The following is a 16,301-nucleotide window of genomic DNA, read 5'->3' as shown; positions in this document are numbered from 1 at the left end:
GAACACACATAGGCGGGCAATCTTCACTATTGCTCTACTTAGTCTAATTCCTTCTAGCTTTATAGGATATGAACATGGCGGCTTACGTGGTTTCCTGTTTTTTGCTGGTGTTAATTGTATATTTTTAATCTCAACTTTAATTCCATTCCGGAAATCACTGAGGTCAAAATATGGTAAAAGCCCATTTTAAGGCCCAGCCAAATAACAAAACAATTAACTACATTCGTTTCACTCATTAGGAAAAAGCCTCGCTGTCACTTCGTGCCAAAGCTCTCGGTTTTTCCCGTTATTGTAAGCGTTATGTGTAAATGGAAGTTAGGTGAATGAATTCTAGTTTTGACCAATATATTTCTAATCTAAATTCAAATAAGGATATTTATCCAAATGAATTATTTGAATTCGCTTCAAATAGTGAGCGATATGAATTAAACCACCCTCAATCTCTTCATGATTCGTGGGTAACATCGATTACTATCGCTGAAAATAGAAATAAAATCCGCCCATTTGAACCATCATTATCTATTGTTTTAAATTTACTCGGTCAGCAACATGATCGTGATATTGTACTTAACTATTTTAATGTTAAGTCATATGAAATCTTGGGTTCTGAAAACCCATTTAATTATGGTGACACATTTCATGGTGATGTATTAACACATGAAATATCTATTGTTGACGGTTTATTCCAACATGTTTTAGAACTTCGTTCAGGCTCTACTTTTAAAGTTATCTTTAGTGAATTCAGCTGTTTGGAGCAAGTTTACACATAACAAGCCAATTAAGCGGGACTGCTAACAGTTTGCTCGGTTCCGCTTCGCTACACATTTTAGCAAACTATTATCAGCCCCTTATTGGGGCGTTATGTGTTTTTTAATATTGGAGATATATTCTTAATGAGATTACTTAGTTTTTTTGTTCTTTTTCTTGCAGGATGTGCATCGACTGAAGAAGGTAGAGATGTCATTTTTGGTAATAAGTTAGTTACGACCTACGAGCATCCAGCATACGGAAATGTTAAAGGTGATGACCCTAGATTGGCTAAAGATAGAGAGTTATGTAGAGAAAAGATATATAAAGATGGGGTATTAGTTGATGGAAAAGTTGTATTTGGGCAGAAAAAATTAAATAAGGTTCTCTCTGATTATAAGTTTAAGTACATAAAAAAAAGTACTAAAGATTACAGAAAAACACCTGAAAATTCAGAAGTCCAAGATATTGCAAAAACCTATGTTAAAAATGAGCCTATCTACATGTCAGAGATACGTAAAAAACAAAAGAATTTTGTAGGTTGTATTCGTATAGAGAAAGGTTACAAACTAATAAAAACTGATTTTATAAATCCTACCACCGGAGTAGTAGAGGAAACAATTAATCATTAACACATACAAGTTGCTAATTACATCGGTGCTATAAACACATAAGTCAATTCAGCAGGACAAAAAACAGTTGGTTTTGCTCCTGCGTCGCTAATTTTAACCAACTATTTTTTGCCTCTGATTGAGGCGTTAAGTTTCTATGGAGTAGCTATTTAGAATGGATGACTTTTTCAAAACTAAGGTCGGATTCACAATTGGTTTGTTAGCGGCAGTTTTCGCCTTCAAACCTCTAGTTGATGCTAATTCAGATCTTGGTTTTATGATTTTTAAAGTAAAAATCACAGTTGAATATGCTTATCTTTTTCTAACTGCATTTCTCGGCTTGGCTGTATATTTTATATCCTTGCAGTTTGCATCTTCTAAACATGTACGCTTATTAGATAAGGTTAGTGATACGTGCTATTCGATTGCACTTGCTACACCTCCAGTATTCATTGCTTTATGGTTTACAACATCGACTCTTGGTTTCTTAGGGAAGTTCGTTAGTCAGATACCTGAAACTATGATCAATTTCTTCGCAGGTGTATTAACTAGTATATTTGCGGCATTCATATATCAATTCCTAATCAAATCAATAAGAGAAAAGTTTTTAGCTGCTGAAAAGGTTCAGGAAAGAAAGGCAGATATAGAACAGCTTGCCCGTGCACAAGAACTTTTTAACTCTGGTATGTTTGATATGTCTGTTTTGGAATCAAGTAAAGTTCTTGAGTCTGTTGTCAGACGATTACTCCTAGCAAAAGGCATAAGTACTCAGCAAGGACATATGCATGAGTTAGTTAAATTATCAGAGAAGCACCGAATTTTGAGCTCGAGAGAGCTTGATATGCTTAATGAAATACGAAAGAAAAGAAATGAATCTGTTCATAAAATGGACGCAATTGACAGCAATACGGCCTCCAGAGTCCTAAACCTTTCTAGAGAGCTGATTCTAAAACTTGATGCAATTTCAACATCTTCAGGCTATGAGTGGCTAGAAAAGAATAGAGAAAAAGTTATCGAACTTTTTAAGACAGGTACATTAGAAAAATGTGAGTTCTCTATTCGAATGCTAAGAGAGGCATGGTGCAACCGAGATGGTGCTATTTGGTTAGAACTGTCTGAATTTTTTGAGGTTGCATTAATACACAAGCCAGAAGCAATAGTGAGAATGTTTGTTGGAGATGAGAAGTTACTTAATAGTTGGTTGGATAGTGCTGAAACTCAGTTGTTCACTGACTTTTTAGGTGGTGATACTCAAAGGCTAACATGCGTTCAGGAAGCTATAGTTTCTTCACTCGAAAGCTATTTAGTTACTGAAAAAATAGCCAACCGCAAAGATATAGCTCAGAAAATATTAGAAGTTATAAGAGACTCCGAAATTCGAGAAATTGACTGAAACTTAACAAGTGACTAAGGTTATGAGTGTCCGCAATTGGCACTTTTGCGAAGTTCGGTTTGAGCGAAAACCAAGTATTAGGATAGGCTGGAATTCAGCCCTATAATCGTAAATACTGAAATTCTACCTATTCTTTATGTACGTACTGACGATAGCGATTTGCCAACGGCAGCCTTAAACACACATAATCCTTAACTTCTATGTCATCGTATGGTTGTATTTTATGTCGGGGAATGGATGCAGGTTATTTTTAAGTGATTGATATGTATATTCGGTGTTTGTCACGCTTTGATTTCAGCGACAAATTTACCCATGTAAGAATCGTTATATTGGCTTGGATCTTAGGATCTAGCCTTTTGAATCTAGGATCTTATTACATTTTCATGTTAGAATTTGCGCAATTTTTTGGCATAGCAAAGTAGCACAGTAATGATCTTAGATGATATTCGCATTGTTTTAGTTAACACGTCACATTCGGGCAATATTGGTTCGGCGGCTCGCGCCATGAAAACCATGGGTTTATCAAAGCTTTATTTAGTTGATCCTGCTTGTGAAATAGACAGCCAAGCAAGTGCTTTAGCTGCAGGCGCAACTGATGTTTTAGGCAATGCAGTTATTGTAGGTACTGTTGAAGAAGCTATCGCTGACTGTACATTAACGATTGGCACAAGTGCGCGTTCTCGTACGCTTTCGTGGCCAATGGTTGAACCACGTGAATGTGGTGAAAAACTCGTTGCTGAAGCGGTAAATGGCCCTGTAGCGCTAGTATTTGGTCGTGAAAACAGTGGCTTAACTAATGAAGAGTTACAGCTTTGTAATTACCACGTATGTATTCCTGCTAATCCAGAGTACAGCTCGCTTAATTTAGCTATGGCCGTACAAACACTTAGTTACGAAACACGCATGGCGTTTTTAAATCAACAACCTAAAAAGGTTGAAGAAGACGATGCTGTTTACCCAAGCTCAAAACAAACAGAACTGTTTTATGAGCACCTTGAAGAGACGCTTTTCAAAACCGGCTTTATTATCAAACAGCACCCTGGTTTAGTTATGACTAAATTACGTCGTTTATTTAACCGAGCTCACCCTGAAGATGCCGAAATGAATATTTTACGCGGTATTCTCACCTCAATTAATAAGTCTATCCCTAAGTAACTTAGGTATAGCTATTAGTTATAAAAACCAATGGGTAAATAACTAGCTAATACTTGACTAAAATACTCAGGTAATTACAATGGCTGTAATACTTGACCAAAGAGGTCAAGTATTGAAAGTTTGTTAACTCTACAATTTAAAAAGTAAGAGTTTATAAATCAAATTTTTATCAAGTGATAATACTTGACTAATTTACTCTGGTAATTAAAATTTGCACTCTTTTGTGCAGGGGGCGTTATGAAGTTAACATCAAAAGGCAGATATGCCGTTACAGCTATGCTGGATGTTGCACTACACACAGGTGTAGGTCCTGTAGCCCTTGCTGATATTTCACAAAGACAAGAAATTTCTTTGTCTTACCTTGAACAATTATTTGCTCGTTTACGTAAAAATGGCCTAGTAAGTTCTGTTCGTGGACCTGGTGGTGGTTATTTACTAGGGCGTGAAGCGAGCGTTATCTCTGTTGGCGATATTATTAGCGCCGTAGACGAATCGGTCGATGCAACACGTTGCCAAGGTGCCGATACCGGCTGTCAGAGTGGTATGCGTTGTTTAACACATAATTTGTGGTCAGACTTAAGCGCACGCATAGAAGAATTTTTGAATAATATTACCCTTGCTGAATTGGTGGAAAAATCAGATGTGAAAGAAATAGCATCGCGCCAAGATAACAGTATCAATAATGCAATTAAGCAGTTGGAAAACATTCAAGTAAGCTGTCAACTTTAAGGTTGACCTGCAGCGGAGAGAGAAATGAAGTTACCGATTTATTTAGATTACGCAGCGACCACGCCTGTTGATGAACGTGTTGCTAAAGAAATGATGCAGTGCCTGACAATGGACGGTAAGTTTGGTAATCCTGCGTCACGCTCACACCGTTTTGGTTGGCAAGCAGAAGAAGCTGTTGACCAAGCGCGTACAGATATTGCTGATTTAATTAATGCAGACCCACGTGAAATTGTTTTCACATCGGGTGCAACAGAATCAAATAACCTTGCTATTAAAGGTGCAGCACAGTTTTACAAGAAAAAAGGTAAGCACGTTATTACCGCTAAAACTGAGCATAAAGCTGTAATCGACACATGTCGTGAGCTTGAGCGCCAAGGTTTTGAAGTAACTTACATGGACGTTGAAGAAAACGGCCTACTTGATTTACAAAAACTTGCCGACACAATGCGTGACGACACAGTACTTGTAAGCATCATGCACGTTAATAACGAGCTAGGTGTGATTCAAGATATCGCGACTATTGGCGAAATGTGTCGCGAACGTAAAATTATGTTCCACGTAGATGCAGCGCAAAGCGCGGGCAAAGTATTAATCGACGTGCAACAGCTTAAAGTTGATTTTATGTCGTTCTCTGCACATAAAGTGTATGGCCCTAAAGGTGTTGGTGCACTTTACGTTCGTCGTAAACCACGTGCTCGCCTTGAAGCGCAAATGCACGGTGGCGGACATGAACGCGGTATGCGCTCTGGTACACTAGCAACTCACCAATTAGTGGGTATGGGTACTGCGTTTAAAATTGCTAAGCAAGATTTCGAAAAAGATCACGCACACATCAGCGCCTTACGTAATCGTTTAATCGACGGCATTATGGCTGATATGGACGAAGTATACTTTAACGGCACACAAGACCAATCAGTACCGGGTATTGTAAACATCAGCTTTAACTTTGTTGAAGGTGAGTCGTTACTTATGGCAGTAAAAGACATTGCAGTATCGTCAGGTTCAGCCTGTACATCTGCAAGCTTAGAGCCTTCTTATGTATTACGTGCACTTGGCCGTAACGACGAATTAGCACATAGCTCAATTCGTTTTAGTATTGGTCGCTTTACTACCGAAGAAGAGATTGATTACACCGTCGAATTAATGAAAAACTCTATCGGTCGCCTACGTGAGATGTCTCCACTTTGGGAGATGCATCAAGAAGGTATTGATTTAGATTCAGTTGAATGGGCTCACCACTAATAGTGTGAGCACATACCCTAGCAGGTAATGAGGATAGAATAATGGCTTATAGTGATAAAGTAATCGACCACGTAGAAAACCCACGTAACGTAGGTACTCTAGATAAGAACGATCCGTCAGTGGCAACGGGTATGGTAGGAGCACCAGCATGTGGTGACGTAATGAAACTGCAAATTAAAGTATCTGCCACTGGCGTTATTGAAGATGCAAAATTCAAAACCTACGGTTGTGGTAGCGCAATTGCTTCTTCTTCACTTGTAACAGAGTGGGTTAAAGGCAAAACGCTAGACGAAGCAGCGACAATTAAAAACACTGATATCAGTGCAGAGCTTGAGTTGCCACCAGTGAAAATTCACTGTTCAATTTTAGCCGAAGACGCAATTCAAGCAGCAATTGCAGACTACAAAAGCAAACAAGCGAAGTAAGAAGAGAAACTCATGGCAGTGACATTGACAGATGCGGCAGCAAACCGCGTACAATCATTTTTAGCAAACCGCGGTAAAGGTTTAGGCCTGCGCGTTGGCATTAAAACGACGGGCTGTTCAGGTCTTGCTTATGTACTTGAGTTTGTTGACGATTTAAACGAAGACGATGAAACTTTTGCGGCTAAAGGTGTCACCTTAATTGTTGACGCTAAAAGCTTAGTTTACATTGACGGCACAGAGCTCGACTACACTAAAGAAGGCTTAAATGAAGGGTTTAAATTTAATAACCCGAATCAAGCAGATGAGTGTGGTTGTGGCGAAAGCTTTACCGTTTAAGCTTTAAATATCTTTGTAGTATAAATAAGCCCTGCCAGTTAATGTAGGGCTTTGTTATTTCTGAATATTATTGGTTGAAGTTATGCGTTACTTTGAATTATTTGCAGTCCCCGTTGATTACAATATTGATTTAGCAACGGTTAACAAGCACTACTTGGAATTACAGCGTACTGTACATCCCGATCGCCACGCGAATGCGAGCAGCCGCGATAAGTTAATGGCTGTGCAAAGCACTGCCGAAATTAACGATGCGCTACAAACATTAAAGCACCCAGTAAAACGTGCTGAATATATGTTGAGCGAGCTAGGCGTTGATATTCGTGCAGAGCAGCAAACCTTGCAAGATCCAATGTTTTTAATGCAGCAAATGGAACTTCGCGAAGAACTTGAAGAGCTAACATCAGCTAGCGATCCTGATACCGCCATTGCAAATTTTGAAAAACAAATTAAGCAATTAAACGCGCAATACAGTACACAACTTGCTGAGCAATTAGCAAGTAATGATGAGCAGCAATATCAACTTGCCGCAGATAATATTCGTAAACTGAAGTTTGTTTATAAGTTACGTGAAGAACTAGAGCGTATCGAAGACAGTTTATTTGACGATTAATTACTTGCTGCAAAGCGAGCAACACGAGTTTAAAGAGCATTATGGCATTATTGCAAATTGCTGAGCCGGGGCAAAGCGCGGCACCACACGAACATAAACTAGCAATTGGTATTGACCTTGGTACAACTAATTCATTAGTTGCAACAGTGCAAAGCGGCGAAGCCCGCACGTTAACTGATGATCTTGGCGCGGCTATGTTACCGTCGGTTGTTCGTTATCAAGCAGGCGGTATTACTGTTGGCGCAGAAGCTGCACAAGCAGCAACGCAAGACCCTGCTAACACACTTATTTCGGTTAAGCGTTTTTTAGGTAAAACTCAGGCTGAAATAGAGCAAAGTTATGGGCAACTACCGTATGAATTTTGTGAGCACAATGGTGCGCTAGCAATAGAAACTGCGGCAGGTAAAATTAGTCCAATTAAAGCATCAAGCCATATTTTAGCTGCATTAAAAGCACGAGCTGAGCAAAGTTTTGGCAACCAAGAAATTTTAGGGGCTGTAATCACAGTACCAGCGTACTTTGATGACGCACAGCGCCAAAGTACTAAAGATGCCGCAGAGCTTGCTGGTATTAACGTACTACGTTTATTAAATGAACCAACAGCAGCAGCAGTCGCTTATGGTTTAGACTCTGGCCAAGAAGGTATTATTGCTGTTTATGATTTAGGCGGTGGTACGTTCGATATATCAGTACTTAGATTACACCAAGGTGTGTTTGAAGTAATGGCAACCGGTGGCGACTCTAGCCTCGGCGGCGATGACTTTGATTCGCTCCTTGTTGATTACTTTAAGCAGCAAACAGGTGTGTCAGCATTATCACCTTCAGTTTTACGTTTATTTATCAATAAAGCAAAAGCGTGTAAAGAAGCATTAAGCCAATACGCTAAAGTAAACGTGGGCCTTGAGTTTGACGATCAAAAATACACCGTTGAAGTAACGCGCGAAACGTTTGATGAAATGGCTATGCCACTAATTAAAAAAACGCTGCGCTCGTGTCGTCGTGCTGTAAAAGATGCTGGCATTGAAAATGAAGAAGTGCTGCAAGTTATTATGGTAGGCGGTTCAACCCGTATGCCATTGGTACGTAGCCAAGTACAAAGCTTTTTTGATAAAGAGCCGCTAACTTCAATCGATCCTGATCGTGTTGTAGCCTTAGGTGCCGCGCTTCAAGCCGACGTGTTAATTGGCAATAAGCCCGATTCTGACATGTTATTGCTTGATGTATTACCGTTATCGCTAGGCCTTGAAACGATGGGTGGTTTGGTTGAAAAAATCATTCCGCGTAATACAACGATTCCGGTAGCACGCGCACAAGAATTTACAACGTTTAAAGACGGTCAAACAGCCATGTCATTACATGTGCTGCAAGGTGAGCGTGAGCTTGTTGATGATTGTCGATCGCTTGCTAAGTTTAGCTTAAAAGGTATTCCACCAATGGCGGCAGGCGCTGCGCATATTCGTGTAACCTTTAAAGTTGATGCTGATGGCCTATTAAGTGTTTCAGCTATGGAAAAATCAACAGGTGTACAAGCTGAGATTCAAGTTAAGCCTTCGTTTGGTTTATCTGATGACCAAGTAGCTAACATGCTAAAAGAATCAATGAGCAACGCTAAAGGCGACATGCAAGCGCGTATGCTTAAAGAGCAACAAGTAGAAGCGTTGCGTGTTATAGAAGCGCTTAACGCATCACTTGAAGCCGATGGTGCATTACTTGACGATATGCAACTAGCTAACTTACGCGCTGAAATTGCAGAACTGGTAAAAGTGCGCGAAAATGCACAAGAGCCTGGCGAAATTAAAGCAGCTATCGAAAAAGTCGATAATGCGAGTAGCGACTTTGCATCGCGTAGAATGGATGCATCAATTAAAAAGGCCCTTACAGGGCAGTCAGTAGACAACATTTAAGAGAGATTAGAATGCCACAAATTGTTTTTCTTCCACATCCTGAATTATGTCCTGACGGCGCTGCAATTGAAGCTCCTACAGGTCAAACGGTACTCGACGCTGCGCTTAAAAATGGTATTAGCATTGCGCATGCTTGTGAAAAGTCTTGTGCATGTACTACGTGTCACTTAGTGATTCGTGAAGGATTTGACTCACTTGAAGAAAGTGATGAGCTAGAAGACGACATGCTGGATAAAGCATGGGGCTTAGAGCCTGAGTCACGCCTTGGTTGCCAAGCAATTATAAGAGATGAAGACCTAGTGGTTGAAATACCTAAGTACAATCTCAATATCGTTAATGAAGAGCACTAGTTTTTAACGATGTATATATTAAAAGCCGCTGTTTGATATAGCGGCTTTTTTGTTTGTGAATTGTAGGCGTGACAAGCAAAGCTCGTATGTTATTTTGTAGACGCAAAGCTTGCTGGCGTTATGTGTTTTAACTCTAGGTTATAAATATAGAAGCTGCGCTTCTCACGTGAGCAAAGATCCTAAAATGTTAGCCTTGGCTCTATGCCACGCATTAAAAGCTAACACCTTAAAACGTAATTTTGGAGGTTTATTTTGAGTAATCTTATTTTTTCTGACTCATTTATTAACGGCGAATTTTATAAAACCGATACGCGCTTTAGCGTTAACGATCCCGCTACCGAAAAAAGTATTGTTGAAGTAAGTGATATTGACGAGCAGGGTGTAAATAGCGCAATAAACGCAGCTCAAGGGGCTTTTGTTAAGTTAAAAACGACAAATGCCACTGAGCGAAGCGAAACCTTGATGCGCTGGTATGAGCTAGTAATAAAACACAAGCAAACACTTGCAGAGCTAATGACCAAAGAGCAAGGCAAGCCACTCAAAGAATCTCTTGGTGAGATTGATTACGGTGCAGGTTTTATCAAATGGTTTGCAGAAGAAGCCAAACGTAGTTACGGAGATGTAATTCCGCCAACAGATGACTCGCATCGTTTAACTAGCTTTAAGCAGCCTGTCGGTGTTGTAGCTGGTATAACGCCGTGGAACTTTCCTATTGCTATGGTTACTCGTAAAGTAGCGCCAGCTTACGCTGCGGGCTGTAGCTTTATACTTAAACCTTCTGAACACACGCCACTTTGTGCTATCGCACTTGCTCATCTAGCCGATCAAGCTGGTTTTGTTAAAGGTGCATTTAATGTACTGGTTTCTCAAGATGCCAAAACAGTAGGTAAAATGTTGACTGACTCAGAAGTCGTGCGTAAGTTTACATTTACCGGTTCTACCGGTGTTGGTAAGCAGTTGCTATCGCAATGTGCAGACACAATTAAACGCACCTCGATGGAGCTTGGCGGTAATGCACCTTTTATTATTTTTGATAATGCCGACTTAGATGAAGCTATTGAAGGGCTAATGGCGGCTAAATTTAGAAATAGTGGGCAGGCATGTGTTGCTGCAAACCGTATTTTTATACAACGTAATATTCTCGATAAAGTACTGTCAAAAATCACGCCTAAGATTGCAGCATTAAAAGTGGCAAATGGTTTTGAAGACGATGTTGATATTGGTCCGCTTATTTACCCTAAAGCCAAAGAGAAAGTACAGCAGTTAGTACAAGACGCACTCGATAAGGGTGCGACGCTGATTGGCGATAATAGTGACTTAGGTGGCAGCTTTCAAAATCCATTAATAGTAAACAATGTCACCACAGAAATGGATATTTACCACGAAGAGGTATTTGGTCCGGTATTGACGGTTATTCCTTTTGATGAAGAGAGTGAAGTGCTTGCGCTTGCTAACGATGTACCATTTGGCCTAGCAGCCTATTTTTACAGCCAAAACATTAAGCAAGTCTACCGAGTGAGTGAAGGGCTTGAATTTGGTATGGTCGGCGTAAATGAAGGTGTTATATCAAACCCAGTAGCGCCATTTGGTGGTGTTAAGCAATCTGGTTTAGGCCGAGAAGGCGGTCATCAAGGGCTTGATGAGTACTTAGAAGAAAAGTACGTGTGTATTAAAATATAACGCCCGTTAAGTTTATGAGCGCGAATTTACTTCGCGCTTTTTTATGACGTTAATATGGCAGATATATGAACTTTATCTTTTACTGTTGCTACACAAAGCACTAAATGCTACCTTTGGAGCCATATTTTTTGTTAATAAAACAACATAAAAAAACTAATAAAAGGTAAAAGGATTTCTATAAGTAGAAATAACCCCGTGTGTAAATGCCACCGTAAGGTGGCATTTTTTTGTTTGAATAGTTATAGACTGTCGTAACACCCAGCATAAACATTTAAACAATTTATCGAATTAAATCACTCTACAACGTTGTTAAAAATTATTATTTAGAACAACCAGATACAAAAATTTTGTCTGGTTTTAGCGCAATTTTCTTATCGTTAAATGTTAAATAGACCCATTTAAATAAAGGTATTACTTTATAGGTGTGTAACCGGGTAAGTTATCAAAATCTATCTCATCTAACTGCTCAGGATCTGCATACTCGTTGATATAATTTTTATAAACCTCTGACTCAATAAAAATAGCAAAAATATCACCATCAAGATGGTTTTTAGCAACCATTGACCCTAAAATAAATAAACACTCACTGACCGGTTTTGCTTTTTTGTAGGGCCTATCTACTGCAGATAGCGCTTCAAAAATATCCGTAATAGCCATTAACCTTGCAGGCACCGACATTTGCTCTTTGGTTAAACCTCTTGGGTAACCAGTACCATCAAGTTTTTCATGATGACCTAAAGCATATTCAGTAACATTGCTTAAGTGTTTAGGGAACGGCAGGGCATCTAAAATATTTTTAGTTACATCCATATGGCGCTTCATTACTTCACGTTCGGCTTCGGTTAGCGTGCCTCTTCGTATTGTTAAGTTTTCAACTTCATCAGCTGAGAGCAATGGTGTATTAATATCATTAATAACGAGTTGGTATTTGTTTGCAATGCGTTCAATGTGCTCAAGTTCTGCATCACCTAAAAACTCGCCCCCTACATTAACACGCTGTAATAATGCACGGTCTAATGCCAACTGTTTAAGCTCGGTATCAAGTAGGCGTTCAAATTGTTGAACTTCGATAGGTTTTTGCAGCTTCATCGCACAGATGATCTTTTGCTGATACGCTATTTTTAAATCTCGGCTAATTATTTCAAATTTAGCATCTACATATTTTATTCGATCAAAAATAGTTTCTAGTTTTGTCGACTTTTCCATGATGTGATCGGGGGTCGCTATTTTCCCACAGTCATGTAACCAGCCAGCTATATCAAGCTCATGTCGGTCAGCTTCAGTCATCGAAAATGAAGCCAAAGGACCTTTATTTATATCATTAACGGCATCAGCTAGCATTAACGTGAGTGCTGGCACTCGTTTACAATGGCCACCGGTATGAGGAGACTTTTCATCTATTGCCATCGCAATTGTTTCAGCAAAGGTCGAAAAGAGATCTTCCATTCCCTTAATTAGTGTTGAGTTAGTTAGCGAAATAGCGCCTAAAGAGGCAAAAGATCGAATTAGAGTGACGAGCTCTTCACTAAAAGGAATGTTTTTATTTTGCGCATCTTTTACATTTATAAGCTGGATTACGCCAATAATGTCATCTTCATGATCTTTTAAAGGAATTGTTAGCATGGACTCAGAGCGATAACCCGTGCGTGCATCCATTTTGCGTGCAGCGCTCATATCAAAAGGCAAGGCATCATACACGTCAGGAATGTTAATCACTTCCCCTGTATTAACAGAATGCGCAACAATAGCAGTGTCATTTGGTTTGCCATCAATAAAAAGATCTATATTAGGAAAATCAACAGGACCACCTAACGTGCCACCTAAATAAAGATTTAATGACTTGTTTATTACCGTTTCAAACTTGAGTTGTTTGTTTGGGGTAATAGAGTAAATGCTGCCAGCATCAGAATGTGCTATCGACATTACAACTTGCAGTATTTCATCAAGTAACTTAGACGAGTTTTTTTCGGTTGTTAGTCTAATGCTAATATCGATAAAGTGCTGAAGATTTGTTTTGTCTTTAATGTGCTGTCGCATATGTTTACTACTTTTGAGTATGTTTGAAGGCACCATTCCAATCCTTAGCTAGTGTTTGCAAATCAGTGCCCTTAATACGTTCAATAAAAATGGCATAAATGTTGGGGCTAAATACGGTTGTACTGCGTAGTTCTTTAAATAAGCTAAGTGCTTGTGGCCAGTTTTTATTATAAAAAAGCGTCATGGCCTGCTGCGACTTTTTAACTTCATTTAACTGCTCTTCATCGAGCTTATCTGTAAAGTTTATAGGTTCAAACAACTGTACAGCGGCTGTTTTACCAACAACTTGCACTTTATCTATTAAACGAAATGAAATATGAGGGCATTTTTTCATCGTCTCTTCTGTAACAAGAATAGCTACGCCATAAAATTTGGTCAAGCTTTCTACTCGAGCACCTAAATTAACAGTATCACCAAGAACTGTATAGGCTTTACGATAAACCGAACCCATATCACCTACATTCATGTCGCCAGTACTTAAACCGATACCTATTTTTATTGCAGGCTGGTTGTTTTCTGCAAATAACTGATTTATTTTCGTTAACCCGTTGATCATAGACATCGCGGCTTCAACACCATGGCGAGCGTGGTTTTCATCTTTCAGTGGGGCATTCCAAAATGCCATCACCATATCGCCTACGTACTTATCAATAGTTCCGTGATGATCAAATATGATTTTGGTAATAGCTGTAAGATATTCGTTTAAATATTCACTTAACTGATGAGGCGACATACTTTCTGATAGTGAAGTGAAACTACGAATGTCGGCAAACAACACCGTCATATTTTTTCGCTCACTTTTTTGAGATAAACTTTTACCTTGAAGTATCATTTGGTTTATTCGCTCAGGAGGAACATATTGGTCAAACATAGATTTTATTTTTCGGCTGTGTTTCATTTCAGCGATAGAGCCTACAATGATGTAATAACCGGCTAATATAATGATAAGTAAAAGAGGCATTAATAAAGGTAAACTAATTTTTTGTACTGACCATAAATAAACGTTTAAAAATATAACGACACTTGTGACTGTAAGAGACAAAACAATAATAAAACGTGCGCTCTTAGCGTGGCTAAAAAACGACAGTACGCAACCCGTCAATGCAATGATGAGTAAGCTTGCTCCCTGTGACCAATTAGGTTTAGATGGCAGTAGCTCTGGGTGCATTAACCCTTCAAATATATTGGCATGAACCTCCACACCCGGGTATTGCAAACCAACAGGTGTTGATCTTAAATCAGCAAGCCCTACGGCGGAAGTACCAATAAAGGCTACTGTGCCTTCTAATTCATCTAAACCAATTTTTTTGGTCAAAATATCGGTAGCCGAATAATAGGGGAAGCTATGCGCACGCCCTTTGTAAGGAATTAATATTTGCCCATACTCATCAGTTTGAATCCACTTATCTTGAAACTTTATACCTTCGAATAAGGTTATACCATCTAACCTATTGGAACGGGTTTCTATGTTTTCAGCAAGGGTATAAAGTCGAGCAACTTCAAGTGCTAAAGAAGGATAAAGCTTATCGCCAACTCGATTTATAAGAGCTGCTTTACGTATAAAGCCATCTTCGTCGATATGTGCATTAATAAAGCCGGTGCCCGTTGCAGCATTTTGTAACTGTGGAATATTTACAATAGCACCAGGAAACTGGTTTATTTGTGAATTAGTGTGCTCTTCGCTTGCCCATACAACACTGTTTTTAGCTGGCAAGTTTTGATTAGTCAGTTGTTCATCAATTAGTAAAAAACCAAGAACAGTATCATTTTTAGATAATGCGCTTGCTAGTTTTGTGTCTGCATCGACTTGTTTAGTAATTTCAGCAAAGGGGATGGTGTACTTTTTTGATAAATCAGGAATTTCAGACATAATTTTTGTAACAGGGTTTTCTTCCTGTTCAGAAAAAAATATATCGAATGCAATAACAATAACACCTGCATCACTAAGCTTTGTAACAAGGTCTGCTAATTTTGAGCGACTCCAAGGAAAGCGTCCTTGTTCTTGCATGCTCTTTTCATCGATATCAATTATTACAACGGTTTCATCGATGCGTCTAGGCGTCTCTGAAAGCGTCAGTAATAATCGAGAGTCGTATATTATACCTTCTACACGGTTAACTAACTTTGCAAGCGACCCAGTTGAAAATAACTCTATTGATGCAATTATTAACGTAATAACAGCGCCAATAAAAAAGTGCTTTGAGGTAATGGGTTTTAAGAAGCTAATGAGTAACGCTCCTTGATAGACTAAAAATCAAAAACTCGTCCTTCTCGGCCGCATTCTATTTTTACCTGTTGAGCGTACTGCGTGTGTAAATATTTTTCTATAGCCAACAACTGTTCATCGGTTCTTGATGGATCGTGGCTAATAATAATCACATTTTTAATACTCGCTTTTATAGCAAGCTCAGCAACCTGATCTATGGTGCTATGACCCCAACCATGCTTAAGAGGCAAGTCTGCATCTATAAATTGAGCATCGTGAATTAGTAAATCAGCGCCTTCAATAAAATTACTCCATTCGCAAATACTTGTGTTTAGCTTGTCTGGTGGGTTTAGCTCATTGTCGGTAACGTAAGCTATCTTTTTTTCATCTGCTTTAATGCAATAAGCAGTACCGCCACCAGGGTGATTCAGTGGAGCAGTCGAAACCAAAAAACCGTTAAGTGTAAATTGCTTTTGAGACGATAAATCAGTATTAAGCGTAATATTGGCAGGTAAATCCTGATAACACACAGGAAAGTACGAACCACTCATTTGCTTTAATATGGCATCTTGGCTTTTTTTATCATCAACGTTGCCAGCTACAATGGTTATATTGCGGTTGGGCTGGTAGATAGGTTTAAAAAAAGGAAACCCTTGAATATGATCCCAATGATTGTGCGTTAGCAAAATATTGATAGGACTTTGTGTTTCTAGTAAACGTGTACCAAGTTCTACAATACCGGTACCAGAGTCTAAAATAAGATCTTTACCGTTGTTTTGTTCAATGTACACACATGAGGTATTTCCCCCAAAAATGTGTGTATTACTTCCAGCTGAAGGCATCGAGCCTCTAACACCAAAAAATTCAACTTTCATA

Annotated in this window: 15 protein-coding genes; 12 read left to right on the top strand and 3 right to left on the bottom strand. The window is 39.1% G+C overall.

All coding sequences use genetic code 11. The features are described 5' to 3' along the window. Window positions 1-323: 323 nt before the first annotated feature. The 12 genes from H5118_RS05535 to H5118_RS05480 all read left to right on the top strand — a co-directional run bounded on the left by H5118_RS05535 (window position 324) and on the right by H5118_RS05480 (window position 11,182). Entirely contained in the window at window positions 324-770 is a 447-nt protein-coding gene (locus tag H5118_RS05535) for a hypothetical protein (RefSeq protein ID WP_182672628.1), read from the top strand. A 123-nt stretch (window positions 771-893) separates the two neighbouring features. Then, entirely contained in the window at window positions 894-1,379 is a 486-nt protein-coding gene (locus H5118_RS05530) for a hypothetical protein (protein WP_182748094.1), read from the top strand. A gap of 154 nt (window positions 1,380-1,533) precedes the next feature. Then, the gene (locus H5118_RS05525) at window positions 1,534-2,751 is read left to right on the top strand and encodes a HEPN domain-containing protein (protein WP_182748093.1); all 1,218 of its coding nucleotides are present in this window, start codon (window positions 1,534-1,536) and stop codon (window positions 2,749-2,751) included. Window positions 2,752-3,180: 429 nt separating this feature from the next. Then, complete coding sequence (gene trmJ, locus H5118_RS05520) at window positions 3,181-3,906, top strand: tRNA (cytosine(32)/uridine(32)-2'-O)-methyltransferase TrmJ (RefSeq protein ID WP_002958423.1); 726 nt, start codon at window positions 3,181-3,183, stop codon at window positions 3,904-3,906. A gap of 237 nt (window positions 3,907-4,143) precedes the next feature. Beyond that, window positions 4,144-4,635, top strand: a complete 492-nt coding sequence (gene iscR, locus H5118_RS05515; protein WP_007586371.1) for a Fe-S cluster assembly transcriptional regulator IscR — start codon at window positions 4,144-4,146, stop codon at window positions 4,633-4,635. A 24-nt stretch (window positions 4,636-4,659) separates the two neighbouring features. Next, window positions 4,660-5,877 carry an IscS subfamily cysteine desulfurase gene (locus H5118_RS05510; protein ID WP_002958425.1) on the top strand — a complete coding sequence of 406 codons (1,218 nt, stop codon included), beginning with the start codon at window positions 4,660-4,662 and terminating at the stop codon, window positions 5,875-5,877. A gap of 41 nt (window positions 5,878-5,918) precedes the next feature. Continuing rightward, entirely contained in the window at window positions 5,919-6,302 is a 384-nt protein-coding gene (iscU, locus tag H5118_RS05505; protein ID WP_002958426.1) for a Fe-S cluster assembly scaffold IscU, read from the top strand. A 12-nt stretch (window positions 6,303-6,314) separates the two neighbouring features. Continuing rightward, a complete protein-coding gene (iscA, locus tag H5118_RS05500; protein ID WP_002958427.1) occupies window positions 6,315-6,638 on the top strand; it encodes an iron-sulfur cluster assembly protein IscA in 324 nt (107 codons plus the stop codon). A gap of 82 nt (window positions 6,639-6,720) precedes the next feature. Then, the gene (gene hscB / locus H5118_RS05495) at window positions 6,721-7,248 is read left to right on the top strand and encodes a co-chaperone HscB (protein WP_182748092.1); all 528 of its coding nucleotides are present in this window, start codon (window positions 6,721-6,723) and stop codon (window positions 7,246-7,248) included. Between the two features lie 41 nt (window positions 7,249-7,289). After that, window positions 7,290-9,152: a Fe-S protein assembly chaperone HscA gene (gene hscA, locus H5118_RS05490; protein WP_002958429.1), complete on the top strand. Its 1,863-nt coding sequence runs from the start codon at window positions 7,290-7,292 to the stop codon at window positions 9,150-9,152. 11 nt (window positions 9,153-9,163) lie between these two features. Beyond that, entirely contained in the window at window positions 9,164-9,502 is a 339-nt protein-coding gene (gene fdx / locus H5118_RS05485; protein WP_002958430.1) for an ISC system 2Fe-2S type ferredoxin, read from the top strand. Between the two features lie 252 nt (window positions 9,503-9,754). Continuing rightward, window positions 9,755-11,182, top strand: a complete 1,428-nt coding sequence (locus H5118_RS05480) for an NAD-dependent succinate-semialdehyde dehydrogenase (RefSeq protein WP_182748091.1) — start codon at window positions 9,755-9,757, stop codon at window positions 11,180-11,182. A 411-nt stretch (window positions 11,183-11,593) separates the two neighbouring features. Here the strand turns inward: H5118_RS05480 and H5118_RS05475 are convergent, their stop codons facing one another. Genes H5118_RS05475 through H5118_RS05465 form a run of 3 tightly spaced genes read right to left on the bottom strand, consistent with a single transcriptional unit; the run spans window position 11,594 to window position 16,300 of the window. Next, window positions 11,594-13,255, bottom strand: coding sequence for an HD family phosphohydrolase (locus H5118_RS05475; RefSeq protein ID WP_182748090.1), 1,662 nt, complete (start codon window positions 13,253-13,255; stop codon window positions 11,594-11,596). Beyond that, on the bottom strand, window positions 13,227-15,446 hold the full coding sequence (locus H5118_RS20805) for an adenylate/guanylate cyclase domain-containing protein (RefSeq protein WP_310735806.1): 2,220 nt from the start codon (window positions 15,444-15,446) through the stop codon (window positions 13,227-13,229). The genes H5118_RS05475 and H5118_RS20805 overlap by 29 nt, the downstream gene beginning before the upstream one ends. A 20-nt stretch (window positions 15,447-15,466) precedes the next feature. After that, window positions 15,467-16,300: an MBL fold metallo-hydrolase gene (locus H5118_RS05465; RefSeq protein WP_182692622.1), complete on the bottom strand. Its 834-nt coding sequence runs from the start codon at window positions 16,298-16,300 to the stop codon at window positions 15,467-15,469. Window position 16,301: the final 1 nt, after the last annotated feature.

The organism is Pseudoalteromonas sp. SR41-1, from assembly GCF_014164015.1.
In the GTDB taxonomy this organism is placed as follows: domain Bacteria; phylum Pseudomonadota; class Gammaproteobacteria; order Enterobacterales; family Alteromonadaceae; genus Pseudoalteromonas; species Pseudoalteromonas distincta.
This window is presented reverse-complemented; position numbering and strand designations above follow the sequence as displayed.

Excerpts from the sequence above, each read along its gene's own strand:
- hscB (WP_182748092.1), top strand. The coding sequence starts at position 6,721 with ATGCGTTACTTTGAATTATTTGCAGTCCCCGTTGATTACAATATTGAT.
- H5118_RS05530 (WP_182748094.1), top strand. The coding sequence starts at position 894 with ATGAGATTACTTAGTTTTTTTGTTCTTTTTCTTGCAGGATGTGCATCG.
- hscA (WP_002958429.1), top strand. The coding sequence starts at position 7,290 with ATGGCATTATTGCAAATTGCTGAGCCGGGGCAAAGCGCGGCACCACAC.
- trmJ (WP_002958423.1), top strand. The coding sequence starts at position 3,181 with ATGATCTTAGATGATATTCGCATTGTTTTAGTTAACACGTCACATTCG.
- iscA (WP_002958427.1), top strand. The coding sequence starts at position 6,315 with ATGGCAGTGACATTGACAGATGCGGCAGCAAACCGCGTACAATCATTT.
- H5118_RS05465 (WP_182692622.1), bottom strand. The coding sequence starts at position 16,300 with ATGAAAGTTGAATTTTTTGGTGTTAGAGGCTCGATGCCTTCAGCTGGA.
- H5118_RS05475 (WP_182748090.1), bottom strand. The coding sequence starts at position 13,255 with ATGGTGCCTTCAAACATACTCAAAAGTAGTAAACATATGCGACAGCAC.
- H5118_RS05525 (WP_182748093.1), top strand. The coding sequence starts at position 1,534 with ATGGATGACTTTTTCAAAACTAAGGTCGGATTCACAATTGGTTTGTTA.
- H5118_RS05510 (WP_002958425.1), top strand. The coding sequence starts at position 4,660 with ATGAAGTTACCGATTTATTTAGATTACGCAGCGACCACGCCTGTTGAT.
- iscR (WP_007586371.1), top strand. The coding sequence starts at position 4,144 with ATGAAGTTAACATCAAAAGGCAGATATGCCGTTACAGCTATGCTGGAT.
- fdx (WP_002958430.1), top strand. The coding sequence starts at position 9,164 with ATGCCACAAATTGTTTTTCTTCCACATCCTGAATTATGTCCTGACGGC.
- iscU (WP_002958426.1), top strand. The coding sequence starts at position 5,919 with ATGGCTTATAGTGATAAAGTAATCGACCACGTAGAAAACCCACGTAAC.
- H5118_RS05535 (WP_182672628.1), top strand. The coding sequence starts at position 324 with ATGAATTCTAGTTTTGACCAATATATTTCTAATCTAAATTCAAATAAG.